Below are 16,189 nucleotides of genomic sequence, written 5' to 3' on the forward strand. Positions count from 1 at the left end.
GCCGCCTCTCGACCCGCTGCTCACACGCCGGCACGTGCTACTCGCCCACTCCTGGGGAACGGCCGAGCAGCCCGTCCAGCCCGGCGACCAGACACTCCGGCCCGCCCCGCTCGGCGAGGGCGGGGGCGGTCTCGCGGAGCGTCGGCAACGCCCGAGGCGGCATCTGGTGCAGTCCGAGGCGCAACGCCGGATCGGATTCCTCAGGGTTGTCCACGACTGCTCCCAGTTCCACCCACACGTACCCGAGGACCCAGGCGGTGAAGGCGCGGAAGACGGCGGCGGAACCGGCCTCGTCGAATCCGGCAGCCCGGAGCAGGGCGAGCACTCGTTCGTGATCCCTCAGGACCACCGGAGACCGCCGCGCCAGCGGGACCGCCATCATGCGAGTGCAGAGCAGCGGTACCACATGGGGGTGGTCGAGGCAGACCCCGTAGATGGTCAGGGCGATATGCCTCAGTCCGTCCCGCCAGTCGGGACTCTCCGTGGAGGAACCCGCGGCCGGTGGCGCCCGCTGAACGGGTGCCTCGGCCAGACGGTCCTCCAACCGCAGATAGAAGGCCTCGACCAGCCCGTCCAGAAGGGCCTCCTTGCCCGGCGCGTAGCGATACAGGCTCATCGCCTCAACGCCGAGTTCGGCTCCCAGCCGACGCATGCTCAAAGCGGAGAGGCCTTCGCGGTCAACCAGTTCCAAGGCGGCGGCCAGCACACGCTCCCGGCTGAGTCGTACGTGGCGTCCGCGGTCGGCGACGCGCCGGTCCCCGGTCGCTTCCGAATCCTTCACCATGTGCGTGCCTCCTCGACGCTCGGTCCTTCGGGCCTCCGGACCGGCCCCTGTGGAATCACCGTTCGTCAAGCTCGCCCCATGCCACGAAGCGGTGGATGTAAGTGCCGTTCCACCCTCGGTCCGTACATGTGGTGAGAGTGATCCGCGCCTTGTCGGCTTTTCCGTCCGGTTTACCGGGAACGGGAAGAACAACACCGGTGTCCGAAGGGCTGACGACCTTGGTCCGAGTGACACGGTAGGTGTATTCTGCGCCGTGCCACTCGACGTTGATCGCATCGCCTTCTTTCAACTCTGCGAGCCGATGGAACGGCTGCCCCCAGCCTGTCCGGTGACCGGCAACCGCAAAGTTTCCGATGCCGCCCGGCATTGCTGTTCCCGGGAAGTGTCCAGGACCTTTCTGGAGGGTTTCTTGGGAGACGCCCTCGAGAACCACATGGTCATATCCGGAACCGAATCGCGGAATCCTCAGCACCGCAAGCGGGTGTCCTTCATGAGGAACAGGATTCTTCTGGAGTTCTTCCTGAAGAGCTTGCTGGGTAATTCTGTATTCGTTGTCCAACTGCCAGTTCTGAAAGAACTTGAGTCCGCCCAGGCCGACACCGGCGAGTATGAAGCCAATACTCATGAGACGTATGGCCCTTCTCATGTCAGGAGTCGTCCTTGATCTTTCTTGGAACCAGTCGCAGGACTGCGAATCCCGCTGAGATGAGAACGAATACCACCATCCAGAACCAGATGCTGTCCGGCCCCCCGGTCAGGGGAAGCATTCCTGCCGCACCAGCGCTGCTGGCCGTGGTCCCTGCGCCTGCGTAGTTTGCCATGGTCCTCTCCTTTGTCTGTCCGCTTTTCTCGTCACGGCTTGCGATTTACCAACTGCGCTCCCGTTGAAGGGCCGCATCCGCGAGTGCACGGATGTGTACTCCCTGGAGAAAGAGGTCATACAGCCATTCCGGTACGACGAGCATCGATGAAATGGCCGCACGCCAGCCCCTGGATTTCACGGTGATCGCGCGCTCAATCGCGTAGAACGCTGTGAAGGCCATCCAGAAGGGGGCGATCTCAAGGCCCGACCCGGCAACGAGGAACCATATGACCGAACCTATGTACAGGGTCGATACGGATGCTCCAAGGAATGCTATGACCTGCCTGACCCAACCTTCTGCGGTGTAGCGAGTCAGTCCGTAGTCGATCAGATTCTCCAGTGCTCCACGCTTCCAGCGAAGCCGCTGCTTGGCGAGGTCCCCCCAGGTTTCCATGACCTCAGTGGTCATGGTCGCACGAGGCGGAGCGACGATATTCCATCCGAGGTGCTTCAGAGCGAGCGTGAGTTCGTTGTCCTCGGTCAGCGCCTTCGTGTCGTAGACCCCATCAGCCGCGGGAAGCCGTCCTGTCTTCCTACCGGCAAGAACACTTTTCAGGGCTGCGGCCTTGAAAAGGCAGGCGGTGCCGGTAAGGCACAGGACCTTGCCGTTCTTTCGTGCTGTGTCCCGAGCGTACCGAGCGAACTCGTTGCGCTGGAAAGTGCCGCACAGCCTCCCGCCCGAGCGCCCGCGGAAGTTCCCGCCCACGGCGCCGTACCCCTGTCCCATCCTCTTGTGAGTCAACTCGATGAAGTGGGGGTCGAGATAGGTGTCGGCGTCCTGGATGAGGATTGCATCGTTGTCCGGGATGTCCGGCAGCAATCTCTCCAGCGCCCCGTTGAGGTTGCCGGCCTTCTTGTGCCGGTTGCCGACCGAACGCCAGACTTCAGCACCCGCTGCGCCGGCGATCCGCTCGAGTTCCCGGGTCCGCTCTCCGTCTTTGTGCGGATCCAGTGTCACGATGATGCGATCCGCGGGACGTGTCTGTCGCTGGAGCGCGTCTAGGACGCGGTGGAGGGAGTCCACCTCCTTGTAGGCCGGTATGAGCACGGTCACCGTTGACGCTTCCTCCGGCGGAACCGGCGTGCACCGCTCGTCGCTCGGCAGGCTCATGTCGATCACCAGGTGGCTCCTTACGACCGAAATTTACGATGTATACATACATACGACACTTCGGGCGTAAGTTCAAGAGGTGGCGGGGTTTCTGCTGGTCAGGAGGCTGTGCTGGTGAGCGGGAGGTGGCGGTAGGTTCGGTCCATGACGGACATGAGGCGCTTCGACGGACACGGAGTTCTCATCACGGGGGCGGCGCGCGGCATCGGTGCGGCCGTCGCCCGGCGGCTCGCCGAGGAGGGGGCGCGGGTCCTGGTGACCGACGTGGACCTGCCCGACGCGGAGGAGACGGCAGCGGCGTTGCGAAGCCGAGGGCTCGCGGCGCAGGCGTACGCCTGCGACGTGGCGGACCGGATGTCCGTGGAGGCGGCCGTCGCGCACGCCGCCCGCGTCTTCGGCACGCTCGATGTCCTGGTCAACAGCGCCGCCCGCTGCACACCCGACACCCCGCTCTTCGAGGACGGGCCGGACGAGGTGTGGGCCCCCGACCTGGACATCACGCTGACCGGTGCCTACCGCTGCTGCCGCGCGGCCTTGCCGCACCTGGCGGCGTCCGGCCGGGGCGCGATAGTCGGCATCGGCTCGGTCGACGGCCTGCAGGACTTCGGAATCCACGCCTACAGCGCGGCCAAGGCGGGCCTCGGCTCGCTGACGCGCACCCTCGCCGGACACGCCGCCGCCCGCGGTGTGCGCGTGAACCTGGTGGTGCCGGGCACGGTGCGCACGTCGGCCTGGGAGGGGCGGGACGCCGACCTCGACGCGCTGCGCGAGCTGTATCCGCTCGGCCGGGTGGGCGAGGCGGACGACATCGCCGCGGCCGTGGCCTTCCTCGCCTCCCGTGACGCGTCCTGGATCACCGGCACCACGCTCTGCGTCGACGGCGGCCTGACCGCAGTCAACACAGGGTTCCGCGCGGCGGTCGAAGGGACCGCGGACGCCCGTCAAGACCCTTGACCCTGGCGGGCGTCAAGTCCCGTGCGTGTGACGGGTGCCGACGGTCCTCATACGGCCGCGGCAAGGGCGGTGAGCACGCGATCCGCGTCGGCCCCGGTGGTCCGCCAGTTGCTGAACGCCGCCCGCAGCGCCGGCACCCCGCCGAACACCGTCGGCGTCAGGAACGCCTCCCCGGACGCGGCCACGGCCCCGGCCAGCGCGTCGACCCGCTCCTGCGTGGGCTCCTTCGCGAGCGTGAAGCAGACGACGTTGAGCCGGACGGGCGCGAGCAGCCGGAGCCCCGGCAGCTCTTCGACGCCGGCTCCGAGCCGCCGCGCCAGCTCCACGTTGCGCTCCACGATCTCGCGGTGCCCCCCATGCCCGTACGCCACGAGGGAGAACCACGCCGGCAGGGCCCGCAGCCGCCGGGAGTTCTCCGGTGTGAGATGGAGGAAGTCGGGGTCCCCGGCGGGCAGACCGAGATACGGCGACGCGTTGTGGAAGACCCTGACCTGCAGGTCCCGGCGACGCGTGAACTGGACGGCCGCGTCATAGGGCACGTTGAGCCACTTGTGCAGGTCGACGCAGACCGAGTCGGCCGCGTCGAGCCCGTCGACGAGACGCGCGTACGCGGGGGAGAGGGCGGCGAAGCCGCCGAACGCGGCGTCCACGTGGAGCCAGAAGTCGTGCCGCTCCTTGAGGGCCGCGATCGCCCGCAGGTCGTCGAAGTCGACGGTGTTCACCGTGCCGGCGTTGGCCACCACGATCGCGGGCCGGTCGCCGAGATCCGTCAGGGCGGCGTCGAGCGCGGCGACGTCGACGGCCTCGCGGCCGCCGGGGAGCACGGGCACGTGCCGCAGTCGCGCGCGGCCGATGCCGAGGACGGACAGCGCCTTGGTGATGCTGGAGTGGGGGCTGCCGGAGAGCACGTCGACGGGGCCGAGCGCGGCCGCGCCGTCCCGCGACACGGACACCCCCAGCCGCTCGCCGAGCCACTCGCGGGCGACGGCCAGACCGACGGTGTTGGACACGGTCGCCCCGGTCACGAAGGCACCGCTGTGCGCCTCGCCCAGTCCGAACAGCTCCCGCAGCCAGCCCACCGTCTCCCGCTCCAGAGCCGCCGCCCAGGAACCGGCCGCCCCGGACACGTTCTGGTCGTACGCGCCGGTCAGCCAGTCGCCCGTCACCGAGGCGGGTGTCGCACCACCGGTGACGAAGCCGAGGTAGCGCGGGCCCGCCGAGCCGGAGAAGCCCGGTGCCCAGCGCTCGGCGAACCGGGCGAGGGCCCCCGCGGCGCCGGCACCCTCCGCCGGGAGCGCCGCCGGGCCGGACGCCCGGTCGAGCCGGGCGACCGGACGGTCCGCCAGGCCGGTCAGCTCCGCGGCGGCGAAGTCGCGGGCGGACTGCAGGAGTTCGGGAAGCCGGGAGAGGTCGTCGGCGAGTGAGCGGTGCATGGTCGGCAGCGTAGACGGGCGCACCCGTCGGACTCCTGGTCCAGTTGAGGGAAACTGGACCAATGGTTTCAGGTTTCATCGCCGCGGTCGGCGCCTGGCGCGACCAGCCGGGGCAGGGGCCGCTGGCCCGCTCGCTGTCGGCGGCCGTACGCGAGGCGGTCGTCGACGGCCGCCTTCCCGTCGGGACCAGGCTGCCGTCCGAACGGGAACTCGCCCGCACCCTGGGCATCAGCCGCGGCACCGTCGTCACCGCCCTGACCCTGCTGCGGGACGACGGCTGGCTGCACACCCGGCACGGCAGCGGCAGCCACGTCCGGCTGCCCGCCCGGCTCACCGAACGCACCACTCCCTGGTCCCTGGACGGCGGGGGAGCGGGCGACGCCGACCTCGACCTCACGCTCGCCGTCACGGCCGCGCCCCACGACGCCTGTCTCGCCGCCCTCGGCCGGGCCGTCGAGCGCAGCGCGGCCCTGCTCGTCGACTCGGGCGTGGCGACGGCCGGGCTGCCCCGCCTGCGCGATCTCCTCGCCGACCGCTACACCCGCGCGGGCCTGGCGACCCGCCCCGAGCAGATCCTCGTGACCTCCGGCGCCCAGGCCGCCCTCACCCTGCTCCTCGATCACCTCCACACCGACCGCAGGTCACCGGTCGTGGTGGAGAGCCCGACGTACCCGGGCGCACTGGCCGCCCTGCGCCGCCGCCGAACACGGCTGCAGCCCGTGCCGGTGTCGGCACACGACGGCTGGGACCTGGCGCACCTCGCGGCCGCCGTGCGCGACAGGCGCCCCCGACTGGCTTATCTGATCCCGGACTTCCAGAACCCGACCGGCGCGCACATGTCCGACGCCACCCGCGCCGAGCTCGCCCGGCTGGCGCACCGGCACGCGCTCACCGTGATCGCCGACGAGACGATGCGCGACCTGGACCTGAGGACACCGGCCGGAACCGAGCCGCATCTCGCCGGGCCGGGCGTGATCCAGATCGGATCCACCAGCAAGATCCTGTGGAGCGGGCTGCGGGTCGGCTGGATCCGGGCGGACGCCGGCCTCGTACGAGAGCTGCGGCGCAACCCGCTTCAGGCGCAGCTCTCGCCGCCGCCGCTGGAACAGCTGATCGCGGCCGAACTGCTGGGCGACGGGCTGGAGACGGTGCTCGCGGACCGCCGCGAGCGGCTGCGCGACCAGCGGGACCACCTGGCCCGACTCCTCGCCGGGGCCGGATGGACGTACACCGTCCCGGACGGAGGTCTGTCGCTGTGGGTACGCCTCGACGACACGGCCTCGGCCACCGAACTGGCGTCACGGGCAGCCCGGCGCGGCCTCGCCGTCACCCCCGGCCCGTTCTTCGCGGCCGACCGGGCCACACTGGCCCGCCATCTGCGGCTGCCGTTCACGGCGACGCCGGACATCCTGACCCGCGCGGTGGACGTGCTGCGCCAGTGTGTCCCGTAACCGCCCAACGGCCGCCCGCGTGACGTCGAATGTCACCGTTTCGTCGCAACGCGGGCGGCGTTACAACCGAATCCTCCGGGCACCGGTCTAGCTGGCAGGGATCGCAGGACCGTTCGAAGGGGAACGCCCGTGGGGGACATACGCAGACGGGGAGTTGTCGTACTCGGGATCACCGGAATGGTGGCACCGCTCACGCTCGCGCTCGGCACCGCGCCGGCGCAGGCCGCGAGCTGTACCACGCAGGCCGGGCCGTACCAGAAGCAGGTGGAGAAGTTCCTCGGCCGGCCGGTCGACGGCAGGCAGTCCGCCGCCGACTGCAAGGCCATCCAGGCCTTCCAGAACAAGCACGGCATCACGCCGAACATCGGGTACGCGGGCCCCGTCACCTGGGGCGTGATGGACCTGATGAACAAGCAGAAGGCCGTCGGGAACAACCCCGGCAAGGACGGCAAGTGCCCGGTGAACAAGGGCCGTATCGCCTGCGTGAACCTGACGCTCCAGCTGAGCTGGATCCAGGACGGCGACAGGCTCGTCTACGGCCCGGTGCCGGTCCGTACCGGCCGCGACGGCTACGAGACCCGCACAGGCCTGAAGAAGATCTACTGGCGGGACATCGACCACGTCTCGACCATCTACGACGTGCCGATGCCCTACAGCCAGTTCTTCGACGGCGGCCAGGCCTTCCACTCGGTCAACCTCAGCATGTGGAACCCGCCGGGCTCGCACGGCTGCGTCAACATGACCGAGGCCACCGCCAAGAAGTACTGGTCGCTCCTGAAGAAGGGCGACGACGTCTTCGTGTACGGCCGCAAGCCGGGCACCTGACGAAGCCAGGAGCCCGGCCGAGCGGAAACGTCACGCCTGAGGCGCGTCTCCGAAGTCCGGTATCTCCGGCCGTACCCCGCCCTGCCGCGCGGACTCGTGCGCGAGGATGCCCGGCAGGGTGGAGCGGGCGGCTGTCCGACCTTCACGACTGGGCACGCGGTGCCGTAGTGCCGGCGATCAGGTGCCGGTGCTGAGGTTCGCGGAAGTGTGAACTGCGTTACAGGCCTTGACAGATGGACGTGATCATTAACACGGTCCGGTATGTCCGTATAGCTCATGATTACTCACATCGTCTTCACGTTCTGAGCCGTATGCTTCACACCATGTCCACCAGTGTTGAACCCGCCTCCGATCGCTCGGCTGACGAGGTCAACGAGGAGATCCGGGCCCTGTGGCGCCGGTCGGGCGGGACACTGAGCGGCGAGCAGCGCGAGGAGTACCAGCGGCTCGTGCTGGAGTGGGCCGCCGCCGCTCCGCAGCCGGTCCACGCGGCCTGAGCGCTTCCCCTTCGCAGTCCGGCGCCGGGAGCGGTCCGGCCTTCCTCGCCTCCCTCTGCCCGGCCCCTCCCCCGTCCGCGCCGTTTCCGCTCAGCCCCAGGTGGTCGAGTAGTAGCGGCGATACGCCTTGCGGTCCTGTTCCGCCCGGATGTACCGCGCGGCCACCAGCGCCACCAGACTGCCCGCGATGATCAGCAGTCCGGGGCCGACGTTCCTGGGGTCCGCGAGCCGGGACAGCAGCGTCGACGCATCCGTGGCGCCCGTGATCGGCGCCGAGGATCCGGGCGAGGCCGCACCTGGGGCGACGGCGTTCTGGGTGGCCGCCGGCGAGGGCGCGGCGCTCCGGCCCGGCCCGGACCCGGCCTGCGTCGACACGATCAACTGGACGCCGAGCGCGGACAGCGCCTTCGTCACCGGCTGGAAGAACGTCGTCCCGCCCGCGGTGCAGTCGCCGCTGCCGCCCGAGGTCACGCCCAGCGCGATCCCCTCGGAGAACATCGGGCCGCCGCTGTCGCCGGGTTCGGCGCACACGTTCGTCTCGATCAGACCGGAGACGGTGCCCTCGGGGTAGTTCACCGTCGCGTCGAGCCCCGTGACCTCCCCGTCGCGCAGACCGCTGGTACTGCCGCTGCGGAACACCCGCTGCCCGACCGCCGGATCGGCCGCGCCGGTGATGCGCACGCCCTTGCCGTCGCCCACCGCCACGACGTCGGCGTCCTGGCCCGCCTTGCCGCTCGCGTACTGCACCAGCGACCAGTCGTTGGCGGGGAAGCTCTGGTTCACGGTCGTGCCCACCTGCTTGCTGCCCTGGCTGTCCGCGAACCACACGGAACCGTTCGGCCCGCAGTGGCCGGCCGTGAGGATGAAGTCGCTCTGCCCGTTCGTCACGTTGAAGCCCGCAGAACAGCGCCCGCCGGTCGACAGGATCGGCTGCGCGCCGTTGACGCGGGTCGTGAAGGTGCCCTCGGTGCGCTCCATGCGCACGAAGCCGCCGATGTCGTCCGCGACGCCGGTCATCCGGGACCAGTCGCCGGCCGAGACGGTGCTGTCTGCCTGCACGACCACCTGGTTGGTCTTGTAGTCCAGCGACCAGGCCGTGCCGGGCACCCGGGGCGCCGAACGCAGCGTCGCCGTCGCCGACTTGAGTTCGTTCATGCTGTGCGACACGACCTTCGCCTCGGCGCCCGCGCGCCGGACCTCGGCGGCCGTGTCCTCGTCGGTGACCGCCACGACCGGCCGCCCGTCGGCGCCGATCCAGGTGCCCGCCGTCCGGGAGGTGCCGAGCCGCGAGACCAGGTCGCGGCCGGTGTCCGCGGCCGGCTGCGCGAAGGTGCGCGGAACGGTGGAGACGTCCGGAGGTTCGCTCGCCACGGCGCGTGTGACCATCGCCCCACCCAGAAGGAGTCCGCCGACGGCCGCCAGCCGTGTCACCCGCCGGACGACCCGTCGTCGTACGTGCCTCATGCATGGCTCCCGAACCCGAACGCGCGGTGTCAACACCGCGGGGCCCTCCGGTCGTCGAGCGCCCTTCCTTCATACGTGGCCCGGGACGACAGTGTTCAGCGCGCGGATGGTCTCCTCATGTCCGGCTGCCCGAGCAGGGAACCCGCCGGCGGGCACCGCCCGCGCACTCTGCACCCCGTTCTCACGCTGCCCCGTCACACCAAGCCCCCTATCTTGTGCCCATGACCAGGATCCCGCACGAAACGTCCGGTGAACCCAATCCCCTGCGCGTACTCACCCTCGACCGCCTCCGACGCCGTACGAGCGTGAAGTGGCGCACCTACCCCGAGGACGTGCTGCCGCTGTGGGTGGCCGAGATGGACGTGCCGCTCGCCGAACCGATCGTCCGCGCGGTCACGGACGCCCTCGCGCTCGGGGACACCGGCTACCCGGCGGGCACCGCGTACGCCGAGGCCCTCGCGGCCTTCGCCGACAGGCGGTGGGGGTGGGACGGGCTTGCCGTGGAGCGCACGGCGATCGTGCCCGACGTGATGCTCGGCGTGGTCGAGATGATCAAGCTGGTCACCGGACCCGGAGATCCGGTCGTGATGAACCCGCCCGTGTATCCGCCGTTCTTCCAGTTCGTCGCGCACCTGGACCGGCAGGTGGTCGAGGCGCCCCTCGGCGCGGACGGGCGGATCGACTTCGACACGCTGGAGGAGGTCTTCGGGCGGGTCGCCGCGGGCCGGCGACGGGCCGCCTACCTGCTGTGCAGCCCCCACAACCCGACCGGCACCGTGCACACCGCCGGCGAACTCGCCGCGGTCGCCGCGCTCGCCGGCAGGTACGGAGTACGGGTCGTCGCCGACGAGATCCATGCGCCGCTCGTCGCGGCCGGCGTGACGTTCGTGCCGTATCTGAGCGTGCCCGGCGGCGAGAGCGGCCTGTCGCTGATGTCGGCCTCGAAGGCGTGGAACCTGGCCGGTCTCAAGGCCGCGCTCGCCGTGGCCGGGCCCGCGGCGGCCGCCGACCTCGCCCGGCTGCCCGAGGAGGTCAGCGACGGCCCGAGCCATGTCGGCGTCATCGCCCACACCGCCGCGCTGCGCGAGGGCACCGCCTGGCTGGACGCGCTGCTCGCCGGCCTCGACGGCAACCGGCGGCTGCTCGCCGGACTCCTGGCCGAGCACCTGCCCTTGATCGGCTGCGTCCCGAGCGAGGCGACCTATCTCGCCTGGCTCGACTGCCGCGCCCTGGGCCTCGGCGACGATCCGGCGGAGGTCTTCCTTGAGCGCGGCCGGGTGGCCCTCAACTCCGGCATCCCGTTCGGCACCGGCGGGGCGGGACACGTACGCCTGAATCTGGCGACGTCTCCGGAAGTGATCGAGGAGGGCGTACGGAGGATGGCGGCGGCCCTCGGCTGAGCGGCCCCTCTGCCGAGCGGACCCTGCCGAGCAGGTCTGCCCTGTCCACCAGCACGTGCCTAGACTGCCCGGCATGGACGACACGCTGCTGGAGCGGCTCGGCGCCGGCAAGTACCTGCTGATCACCAGCTACCGCAAGAACGGCACCCCGGTCGCCACCCCGGTGTGGGTGGTGCGCGACGGGGACACGCTGGGTGTGTGGACCGCCGCCGACTCCTGGAAGGTCAAGCGGATCCGGGCCCGCGGCGACGTCCTGGTCGGCCCCTGCGACCTGCGCGGCAACCCGACCGGTGACCAGGTCCCGGCCACCGCCGAGATCGGCGACCGGGCTGCCACCGCCCGCTACCGCGCGCTGATCGCCCGCAAGTACGGCGTCGTCGGCCGTCTCAGCCTGTTCGGCAGCCGGCTGCGCCGGGGAGTGGACGGGACGCTGGGCATTCGCGTGCGGCTCACTCCGTGAGGGGGTGGCGGACCGTCAGCTCCAGGCCCGGTAGGGCTCGTCGACCAGCTGGAAGACCGGCTCGCCCCGGACCGGGTCCTTGGCGGTGGACAGCCGCACGCGGTCCCCGCTGTGGATGCCTATGGGCGGTCCTATGACCCGGCCGCGCACGACGAAGCCCTCGGCCATCTCGACCAGGGACACGTTGCGCGCCGCGGGCGTGTTGCGGTGCACCACCGTGGAGTGGCGGACCGTGCCCATGCCCTCGCTGCGCTCCGTGCGCAGGTCACTGCCCTGGCACACCGGGCACAGCAGCCGGTGGTACATGGCGGTGCCGCACCAGGTGCAGCGCTGGAAGAGCATCGCCTCCGTGTCCGGAGTCTTTGGATCCAGCACGCCCGCCACGGAGCCGGCATTCTCCTGAACAACGCTTCCTGAGTGGTGGTACACCCTGGTCAACTCCCTGCGCTCGGCCGGAATCCCGCGTGCGCGGTCAGCCGTGCACGCACGTGCGCGGTTCACCGTGCCACCGTGCACGCTCTCAGGGTATGGCACTCAGTGCCAGCCGTAAAGGCACTCCGTACCCTCAATAGTGCGCGCACCCGGCGGCGCGGGTCAGCCGTGCCCGAGCGTCGACTCGATCTCCTGGACCACCCGCCACAGCGGTGCTCCGCGCCGGGACACGACGACCACCACGTCGCCGGGCTGCTCGGCGCCGGGATGCGCGGGAGGCTCGCCGAAGGCGGACTGCACGTACCCCAGCGCGTGGTCCACGGTGGCGCCCGCCTCGCTCTGCCCGTCCGAACGCAGCCAGGAACGCAGCGCGTTGTTGTGCGCGGCGACCACCGCGGCGGCGATCACGTCGGCCCGCAGGTTCCCGTCTCGGCGGCCGGTGAAGCGGTCGCGCAGGTACTCGGCGAGGGCGCGCTCGTAGCGCCACACCACGGAAAGCTCGTAGGCGCGCAGGCCGGGCACCTTCTTGGTGAGGCGGTAGCGCTGCACGGAGAAGGTCGGGTTCTCGGCGTACATGCGCAGCACCAGCCGGGCCGCGTCGCAGACCCGCCGCACCGGCTCGTCATCGTCGTCGCCTGCCGCGAGGAAGGCGGTCATGTCGGCCAGGCACCGTTCGTGGTCGGGGAAGACCACGTCCTCCTTGGACGGGAAGTAGCGGAAGAACGACCGCCGTCCCACACCCGCGAGCGTCACGATGTCGTCGACGGTGGTCTGTTCGTAGCCCCGCTCCAGGAACAACCGGAAGGCCGCCGCCACCAGGGCGTCCCGCATGGGAGGCTTCGCGGCCGCCGCCTCCGTGTTCTCGTCGCGACGGGGTGCCGTACTGCTGGAGCTCATGGTCGGGAACGTAGCACCGAACGGGGCCGGAATGGCACTCAGTGCGCACCTATGGGGGAACTGAGTGCTCCCCTGTACGTCACCGACCTGGCGTACCCGGCGCGTGGGCGCCGCTACTGCGACGAGGACATGCGCGGTCTGAACTTCCGCGGCGCGGGCCACGTATCACTCCTCGGGGAACGGCGAAGACCCCGTGCACGGGTCGGAAGGAGACCGGCGTGCCGACACCGCCCGACCGGGAGCAGCAGCAGGACGGCTCCGCACCCGAACCGATCCGGGTGCTGCGCCCGCGCCGCACCGACGCCCTCGCGGAGCTGTTCCGCGAGTTCGAGCAGGGCACCCGCGGCGCCCACGAGTCGGTGTCCGTGCCCCGGCCGGGAGCCGAGGCCGAGACACAGGAACTGCCGCCCGTCACGGTCCATGACCGGCGCCCGCCCCCGCCCGGCCGCAGCGGGGCCGCACTGCGCCGCACCGCCGTCGTGATGGTGGTGGCCGCCGCGGCCCTGGCCGGCTTCGGCTGCGCGCTCCTGCTGCCCGGCAGGAGCGACGCCTCCGCCGCCGCGTCCCCCACCGCGACGGCCTCAGCGGCCCCGGCCACATCGGCCGCGGCCGACCCCGACGGTCCCGGCACCCTCCGCGAAGGCGACAGCGGCCCCGAGGTGACCGAACTGCAGGAACGCCTGCTGAACGTCCCGAGCGTCTACGAGAACGGTTCCACCAGCGGCCTGTACGACGCCGTCCTGACCGAGGCGGTGGCCCGTTTCCAGCTCTGGTACGGCGTCCGGGGGGACGAGGACGGCGTATACGGCGACGACACCCGGCTCGCGCTGGAATCCCGTACGGCACAGGGCAACGGCTGAACGGCAACCCGGCGGGGTGACGTCCCCGCCCGGTGATCGAACACGGGGCAACGTGTGGGAAAACTATCGGTAACGATGGCTAACCGGACGTCACGAGGGGCAGCCCTCGTGCCAAGGTTTCCTGATCGTCGTGCCGAACCGAAAGCCACGCCCATGAGCGGCTCCCGTATCCCGGGCCTGGTGTTGCCCGTCGTCTTCCTGCTGGCCCTTGTCGTGGGCGCGCTCTGGTACTGGACGCATCGCGGCGACGACTGACGCGGACACGGAGCACAGCCCCGGTGCCCGCTACTCGGCGTCGGCGGGCACCCGGATGTCGACCACGCAGACGTCGTCGCGCGCCTCGCCCTCCAGTACCTCGGCGAGCAGCGGGCCCAGGGAGCCCGGCAGGTCCGTGTGGTGGGACAGGACAGCTTCGGCGAACCGCTCCAGGCCCCGGTCGATGCCCTCCGCGGGCCGCTCGACCAGGCCGTCCGTGTACAGGATGATCCGGTCGCCCGGCTCGAGGCGGCACTGCGACTCCTCGAAGACCGGCGAGGAACTCGCTCCGAGCAGCATGCCGCGCGGGCGGTCGAGATAGCGCGCCTTCCCGCCCCGCAGCAGCAACGGCGGCGGATGGCCCGCCTGCGCCCACACCAGTCGCCGCGCCGCGCGGTTGTAGCGGGCCAGGACCATGGTGGCCGTGCCGTGGGAGTCGCGGGAGTGCAGCAGCAGCGTGTTGAGCCGGGCCAGCGCGCCGGTCAGCGACGAGCCCGTGATGACCATGCCCTTGGCGGTGAAACGGAGCTGGGCCATGGTGGCGACCGCGTCGATGCCGTGACCGGCTACGTCGCCGACCACGAACAGTGCGTCCCCGTCGGGCAGTTCGATGGCGCTGAACCAGTCGCCGCCGACGTGGAGCCCCGACTGGGCGGGCAGGTAGGCGACTTCGACGCGCAGCCCGGCCCGGCGTACGGGCCGGGTGGGCAGCGGCAGCAGCGCGTGCTGGAGCCGGGCCGCCAGGGTCCGTTCGGCGCGCAGCACCCCGTGCTGGGTGAGGATCGCCTGCTCGCTCTCCAGGAGGGCCAGTTCCGCGCTGCGCTGTGCGGTGAGGTCCTGCACGAAACCGTGCACCTCGACCGGCGTGCCGTGGATGTCCGCCACCGCCTCGGCGACGATGCGCAGATGCCGGATCCCGTCCGCCGTCCTGATACGGCACGGAACGTCGCACGGCCGTCCCGCGGCGACGAGTTCCCGCACCGCCCGGGACAGCGCGGGCATGTCCTCCGCGACGGCGAGGCCCGGGAGGTCGGTGAGGCGGACCGCCCCGTTCCCCTGGCCGCGGCCGAAGAGGGCGTAGGCCTGTGACGACCAGCTGACCTCGTGCGTGACCAGGTTCCAGTTCGCCCAGCCAAGGTTGCCGAGGCGCTGCACGTCCGCGAGACGCTGCTCCTGCCGGTCGGAGGATTCGTGGCGGAACCAGGTGACGACCAGGTTGCCGCCCAGCCGCGCCGCCCGCAGCGAGTAGGTGACGAGCTCCGCGGCGCCGGCCACGACTTGCTGGTGGGCGAAGGGTTCGCCCTCGTACGCGTCCCCGGTGGCGAGCGTGTGGTGGAAACCCTGCCACAGCGCTTCACCCGCCATGCTCGGGAAGCACTCCAGCATCCGCCGTCCGACCAGCTCACGGCCGGTCCGGCCGGTGACGTCGACCGCGTCCGTGGTCGCGGCGTCGATGCGGTAGTCCTCGGCCTCCCCGGAGGGTGCGCGCAGCGGAGCGAGCAGTATCGCCGCGCCGGGCAGCGCGTCGAACACGGCCTGTACGGCGTCTGCGCCGCTGTCGGCGGCGGGCTCCTGCCGGGTGGCGAACGCACGCAGCCGACCGGCGCACAGCCGGGCGACGGCCCGCAGGAGCTCGCGGCTGCGCGGCCCGAACGGTCCGCTCTGGCCGCGCAGCACCCCGATGCAGACCTCGGGCCTGTCCCCGGCCGGTACGGGCAGCCAGGCGCGGGACTGCCAGCGTCCGGGCGGATCTCCGATGAGCAGGTACCGCTCCTTGTCGGCTTCGATGTCCTCCAGCCAGCGCGGCTCCCGGGCCCGGAGCGCGTCGAGCGCGGCGACGCCGCTCACCGGAGGCACCTGATGCCACTGGTCGGCCAGCATGTCGTCGATTCCGGAGTGTCCGACCAGCTCCAGTCCGCCCGCCGGAAGGCGCGCGTAGATCATGACCGCGTCGGCCCCCACCTCCGGCGAGAGGTGCTCCAGCAGGCAGCGGGCGAGATCCTGTCGCGTGTTGACGTGGACCAGTGCCTTGCCGAGACGCCCGAGAGCGACGAAGCCCCCGGCCGCGTCGGACGTGTCCAGGGTGACCGGGACGGGCCGCCCTGGAGCGTCGGACCCGGAGCGGCCCGCGGCGCCGGGGGGCGGCGGCTCCTGTGCGGCGCGGCCGGGAGGGGGCATCAGACTCCCGAGCGTGATCCAGCACTCTTCCAGGAGCGTGCGGTTGGCGGCCTTGGCGCGTTGCAGGAGGTCCTCGCCGGCGGCGTCCGGGGTGCAGCCGGTCAGCGCCATCACCGCGCCCTTGGCCCGCTCCAGGACGGCCGAGGTCGCCGCCAGGTCCCGCAGCCGGTCCATCTCGGCGCGCTGGCGGGCAACGACCTTGGCCAGTGCAGCGGTTTCTGGCGCCGTCCCGGACTCCGCCGGAACCGCCGGTTCGCTCGTCACGCGACGAGCATCGCACATGGAGCCGTCCGGATCGCGGGGTTGCCCGGCGCCGGTCCGCGCGA

At 71.1% G+C, this 16,189-nt stretch carries 16 protein-coding genes; 7 read left to right on the top strand and 9 right to left on the bottom strand.

From position 1 onward, the window contains the following. Positions 1-37: 37 nt before the first annotated feature. The 4 genes from ACZ562_RS14980 to ACZ562_RS14995 are packed head-to-tail and all read right to left on the bottom strand — an operon-like array spanning position 38 to position 2,757. Complete coding sequence (locus ACZ562_RS14980; protein ID WP_471178186.1) at positions 38-784, bottom strand: TetR/AcrR family transcriptional regulator; 747 nt, start codon at positions 782-784, stop codon at positions 38-40. Between the two features lie 55 nt (positions 785-839). Next, positions 840-1,409: a class E sortase gene (locus ACZ562_RS14985; RefSeq protein WP_471178189.1), complete on the bottom strand. Its 570-nt coding sequence runs from the start codon at positions 1,407-1,409 to the stop codon at positions 840-842. A gap of 22 nt (positions 1,410-1,431) precedes the next feature. Beyond that, positions 1,432-1,605: a hypothetical protein gene (locus ACZ562_RS14990; RefSeq protein WP_471178192.1), complete on the bottom strand. Its 174-nt coding sequence runs from the start codon at positions 1,603-1,605 to the stop codon at positions 1,432-1,434. A 45-nt stretch (positions 1,606-1,650) separates the two neighbouring features. Further along, the gene (locus ACZ562_RS14995) at positions 1,651-2,757 is read right to left on the bottom strand and encodes a glycosyltransferase family 2 protein (protein ID WP_471178820.1); all 1,107 of its coding nucleotides are present in this window, start codon (positions 2,755-2,757) and stop codon (positions 1,651-1,653) included. Between the two features lie 144 nt (positions 2,758-2,901). Here ACZ562_RS14995 and ACZ562_RS15000 point away from each other — a divergent pair, with 144 nt between their 5' ends. Further along, entirely contained in the window at positions 2,902-3,711 is an 810-nt protein-coding gene (locus ACZ562_RS15000; RefSeq protein ID WP_471178195.1) for an SDR family NAD(P)-dependent oxidoreductase, read from the top strand. Between the two features lie 47 nt (positions 3,712-3,758). On the opposite strand, the gene ACZ562_RS15005 is transcribed toward ACZ562_RS15000, so the two are convergent. Beyond that, the gene (locus ACZ562_RS15005; RefSeq protein WP_471178198.1) at positions 3,759-5,144 is read right to left on the bottom strand and encodes a pyridoxal phosphate-dependent decarboxylase family protein; all 1,386 of its coding nucleotides are present in this window, start codon (positions 5,142-5,144) and stop codon (positions 3,759-3,761) included. Between the two features lie 62 nt (positions 5,145-5,206). Here ACZ562_RS15005 and ACZ562_RS15010 point away from each other — a divergent pair, with 62 nt between their 5' ends. The 3 genes from ACZ562_RS15010 (at position 5,207) to ACZ562_RS15020 (ending at position 7,917) form a co-directional block, all read left to right on the top strand. Further along, positions 5,207-6,595, top strand: coding sequence for an aminotransferase-like domain-containing protein (locus ACZ562_RS15010; protein WP_471178200.1), 1,389 nt, complete (start codon positions 5,207-5,209; stop codon positions 6,593-6,595). 129 nt (positions 6,596-6,724) lie between these two features. Beyond that, positions 6,725-7,420: a L,D-transpeptidase family protein gene (locus ACZ562_RS15015; RefSeq protein ID WP_471178203.1), complete on the top strand. Its 696-nt coding sequence runs from the start codon at positions 6,725-6,727 to the stop codon at positions 7,418-7,420. A 311-nt stretch (positions 7,421-7,731) separates the two neighbouring features. Continuing rightward, complete coding sequence (locus ACZ562_RS15020; protein ID WP_471178206.1) at positions 7,732-7,917, top strand: hypothetical protein; 186 nt, start codon at positions 7,732-7,734, stop codon at positions 7,915-7,917. A 90-nt stretch (positions 7,918-8,007) separates the two neighbouring features. Here ACZ562_RS15020 and ACZ562_RS15025 read toward each other — a convergent pair whose 3' ends face one another. After that, positions 8,008-9,381, bottom strand: coding sequence for a S1 family peptidase (locus ACZ562_RS15025; protein ID WP_471178209.1), 1,374 nt, complete (start codon positions 9,379-9,381; stop codon positions 8,008-8,010). A 221-nt stretch (positions 9,382-9,602) separates the two neighbouring features. Between ACZ562_RS15025 and ACZ562_RS15030 the strand changes: the two genes are divergently transcribed. Next, the gene (locus tag ACZ562_RS15030) at positions 9,603-10,781 is read left to right on the top strand and encodes a MalY/PatB family protein (protein ID WP_471178211.1); all 1,179 of its coding nucleotides are present in this window, start codon (positions 9,603-9,605) and stop codon (positions 10,779-10,781) included. A gap of 73 nt (positions 10,782-10,854) precedes the next feature. Next, positions 10,855-11,241, top strand: coding sequence for a PPOX class F420-dependent oxidoreductase (locus ACZ562_RS15035; protein WP_471178214.1), 387 nt, complete (start codon positions 10,855-10,857; stop codon positions 11,239-11,241). A 15-nt stretch (positions 11,242-11,256) separates the two neighbouring features. Here the strand turns inward: ACZ562_RS15035 and ACZ562_RS15040 are convergent, their stop codons facing one another. Then, on the bottom strand, positions 11,257-11,670 hold the full coding sequence (locus ACZ562_RS15040; protein ID WP_471178823.1) for a Zn-ribbon domain-containing OB-fold protein: 414 nt from the start codon (positions 11,668-11,670) through the stop codon (positions 11,257-11,259). 165 nt (positions 11,671-11,835) lie between these two features. Continuing rightward, positions 11,836-12,570, bottom strand: a complete 735-nt coding sequence (locus ACZ562_RS15045; protein WP_471178217.1) for a TetR family transcriptional regulator — start codon at positions 12,568-12,570, stop codon at positions 11,836-11,838. A gap of 218 nt (positions 12,571-12,788) precedes the next feature. Here ACZ562_RS15045 and ACZ562_RS15050 point away from each other — a divergent pair, with 218 nt between their 5' ends. Further along, positions 12,789-13,430 carry a peptidoglycan-binding domain-containing protein gene (locus ACZ562_RS15050; protein ID WP_471178219.1) on the top strand — a complete coding sequence of 214 codons (642 nt, stop codon included), beginning with the start codon at positions 12,789-12,791 and terminating at the stop codon, positions 13,428-13,430. A 285-nt stretch (positions 13,431-13,715) separates the two neighbouring features. Here ACZ562_RS15050 and ACZ562_RS15055 read toward each other — a convergent pair whose 3' ends face one another. After that, entirely contained in the window at positions 13,716-16,145 is a 2,430-nt protein-coding gene (locus tag ACZ562_RS15055; RefSeq protein WP_471178222.1) for a SpoIIE family protein phosphatase, read from the bottom strand. Between the last annotated feature and the right edge of the window lie 44 nt (positions 16,146-16,189).

It is taken from the genome of Streptomyces sp. NPDC040410, assembly GCF_055595715.1.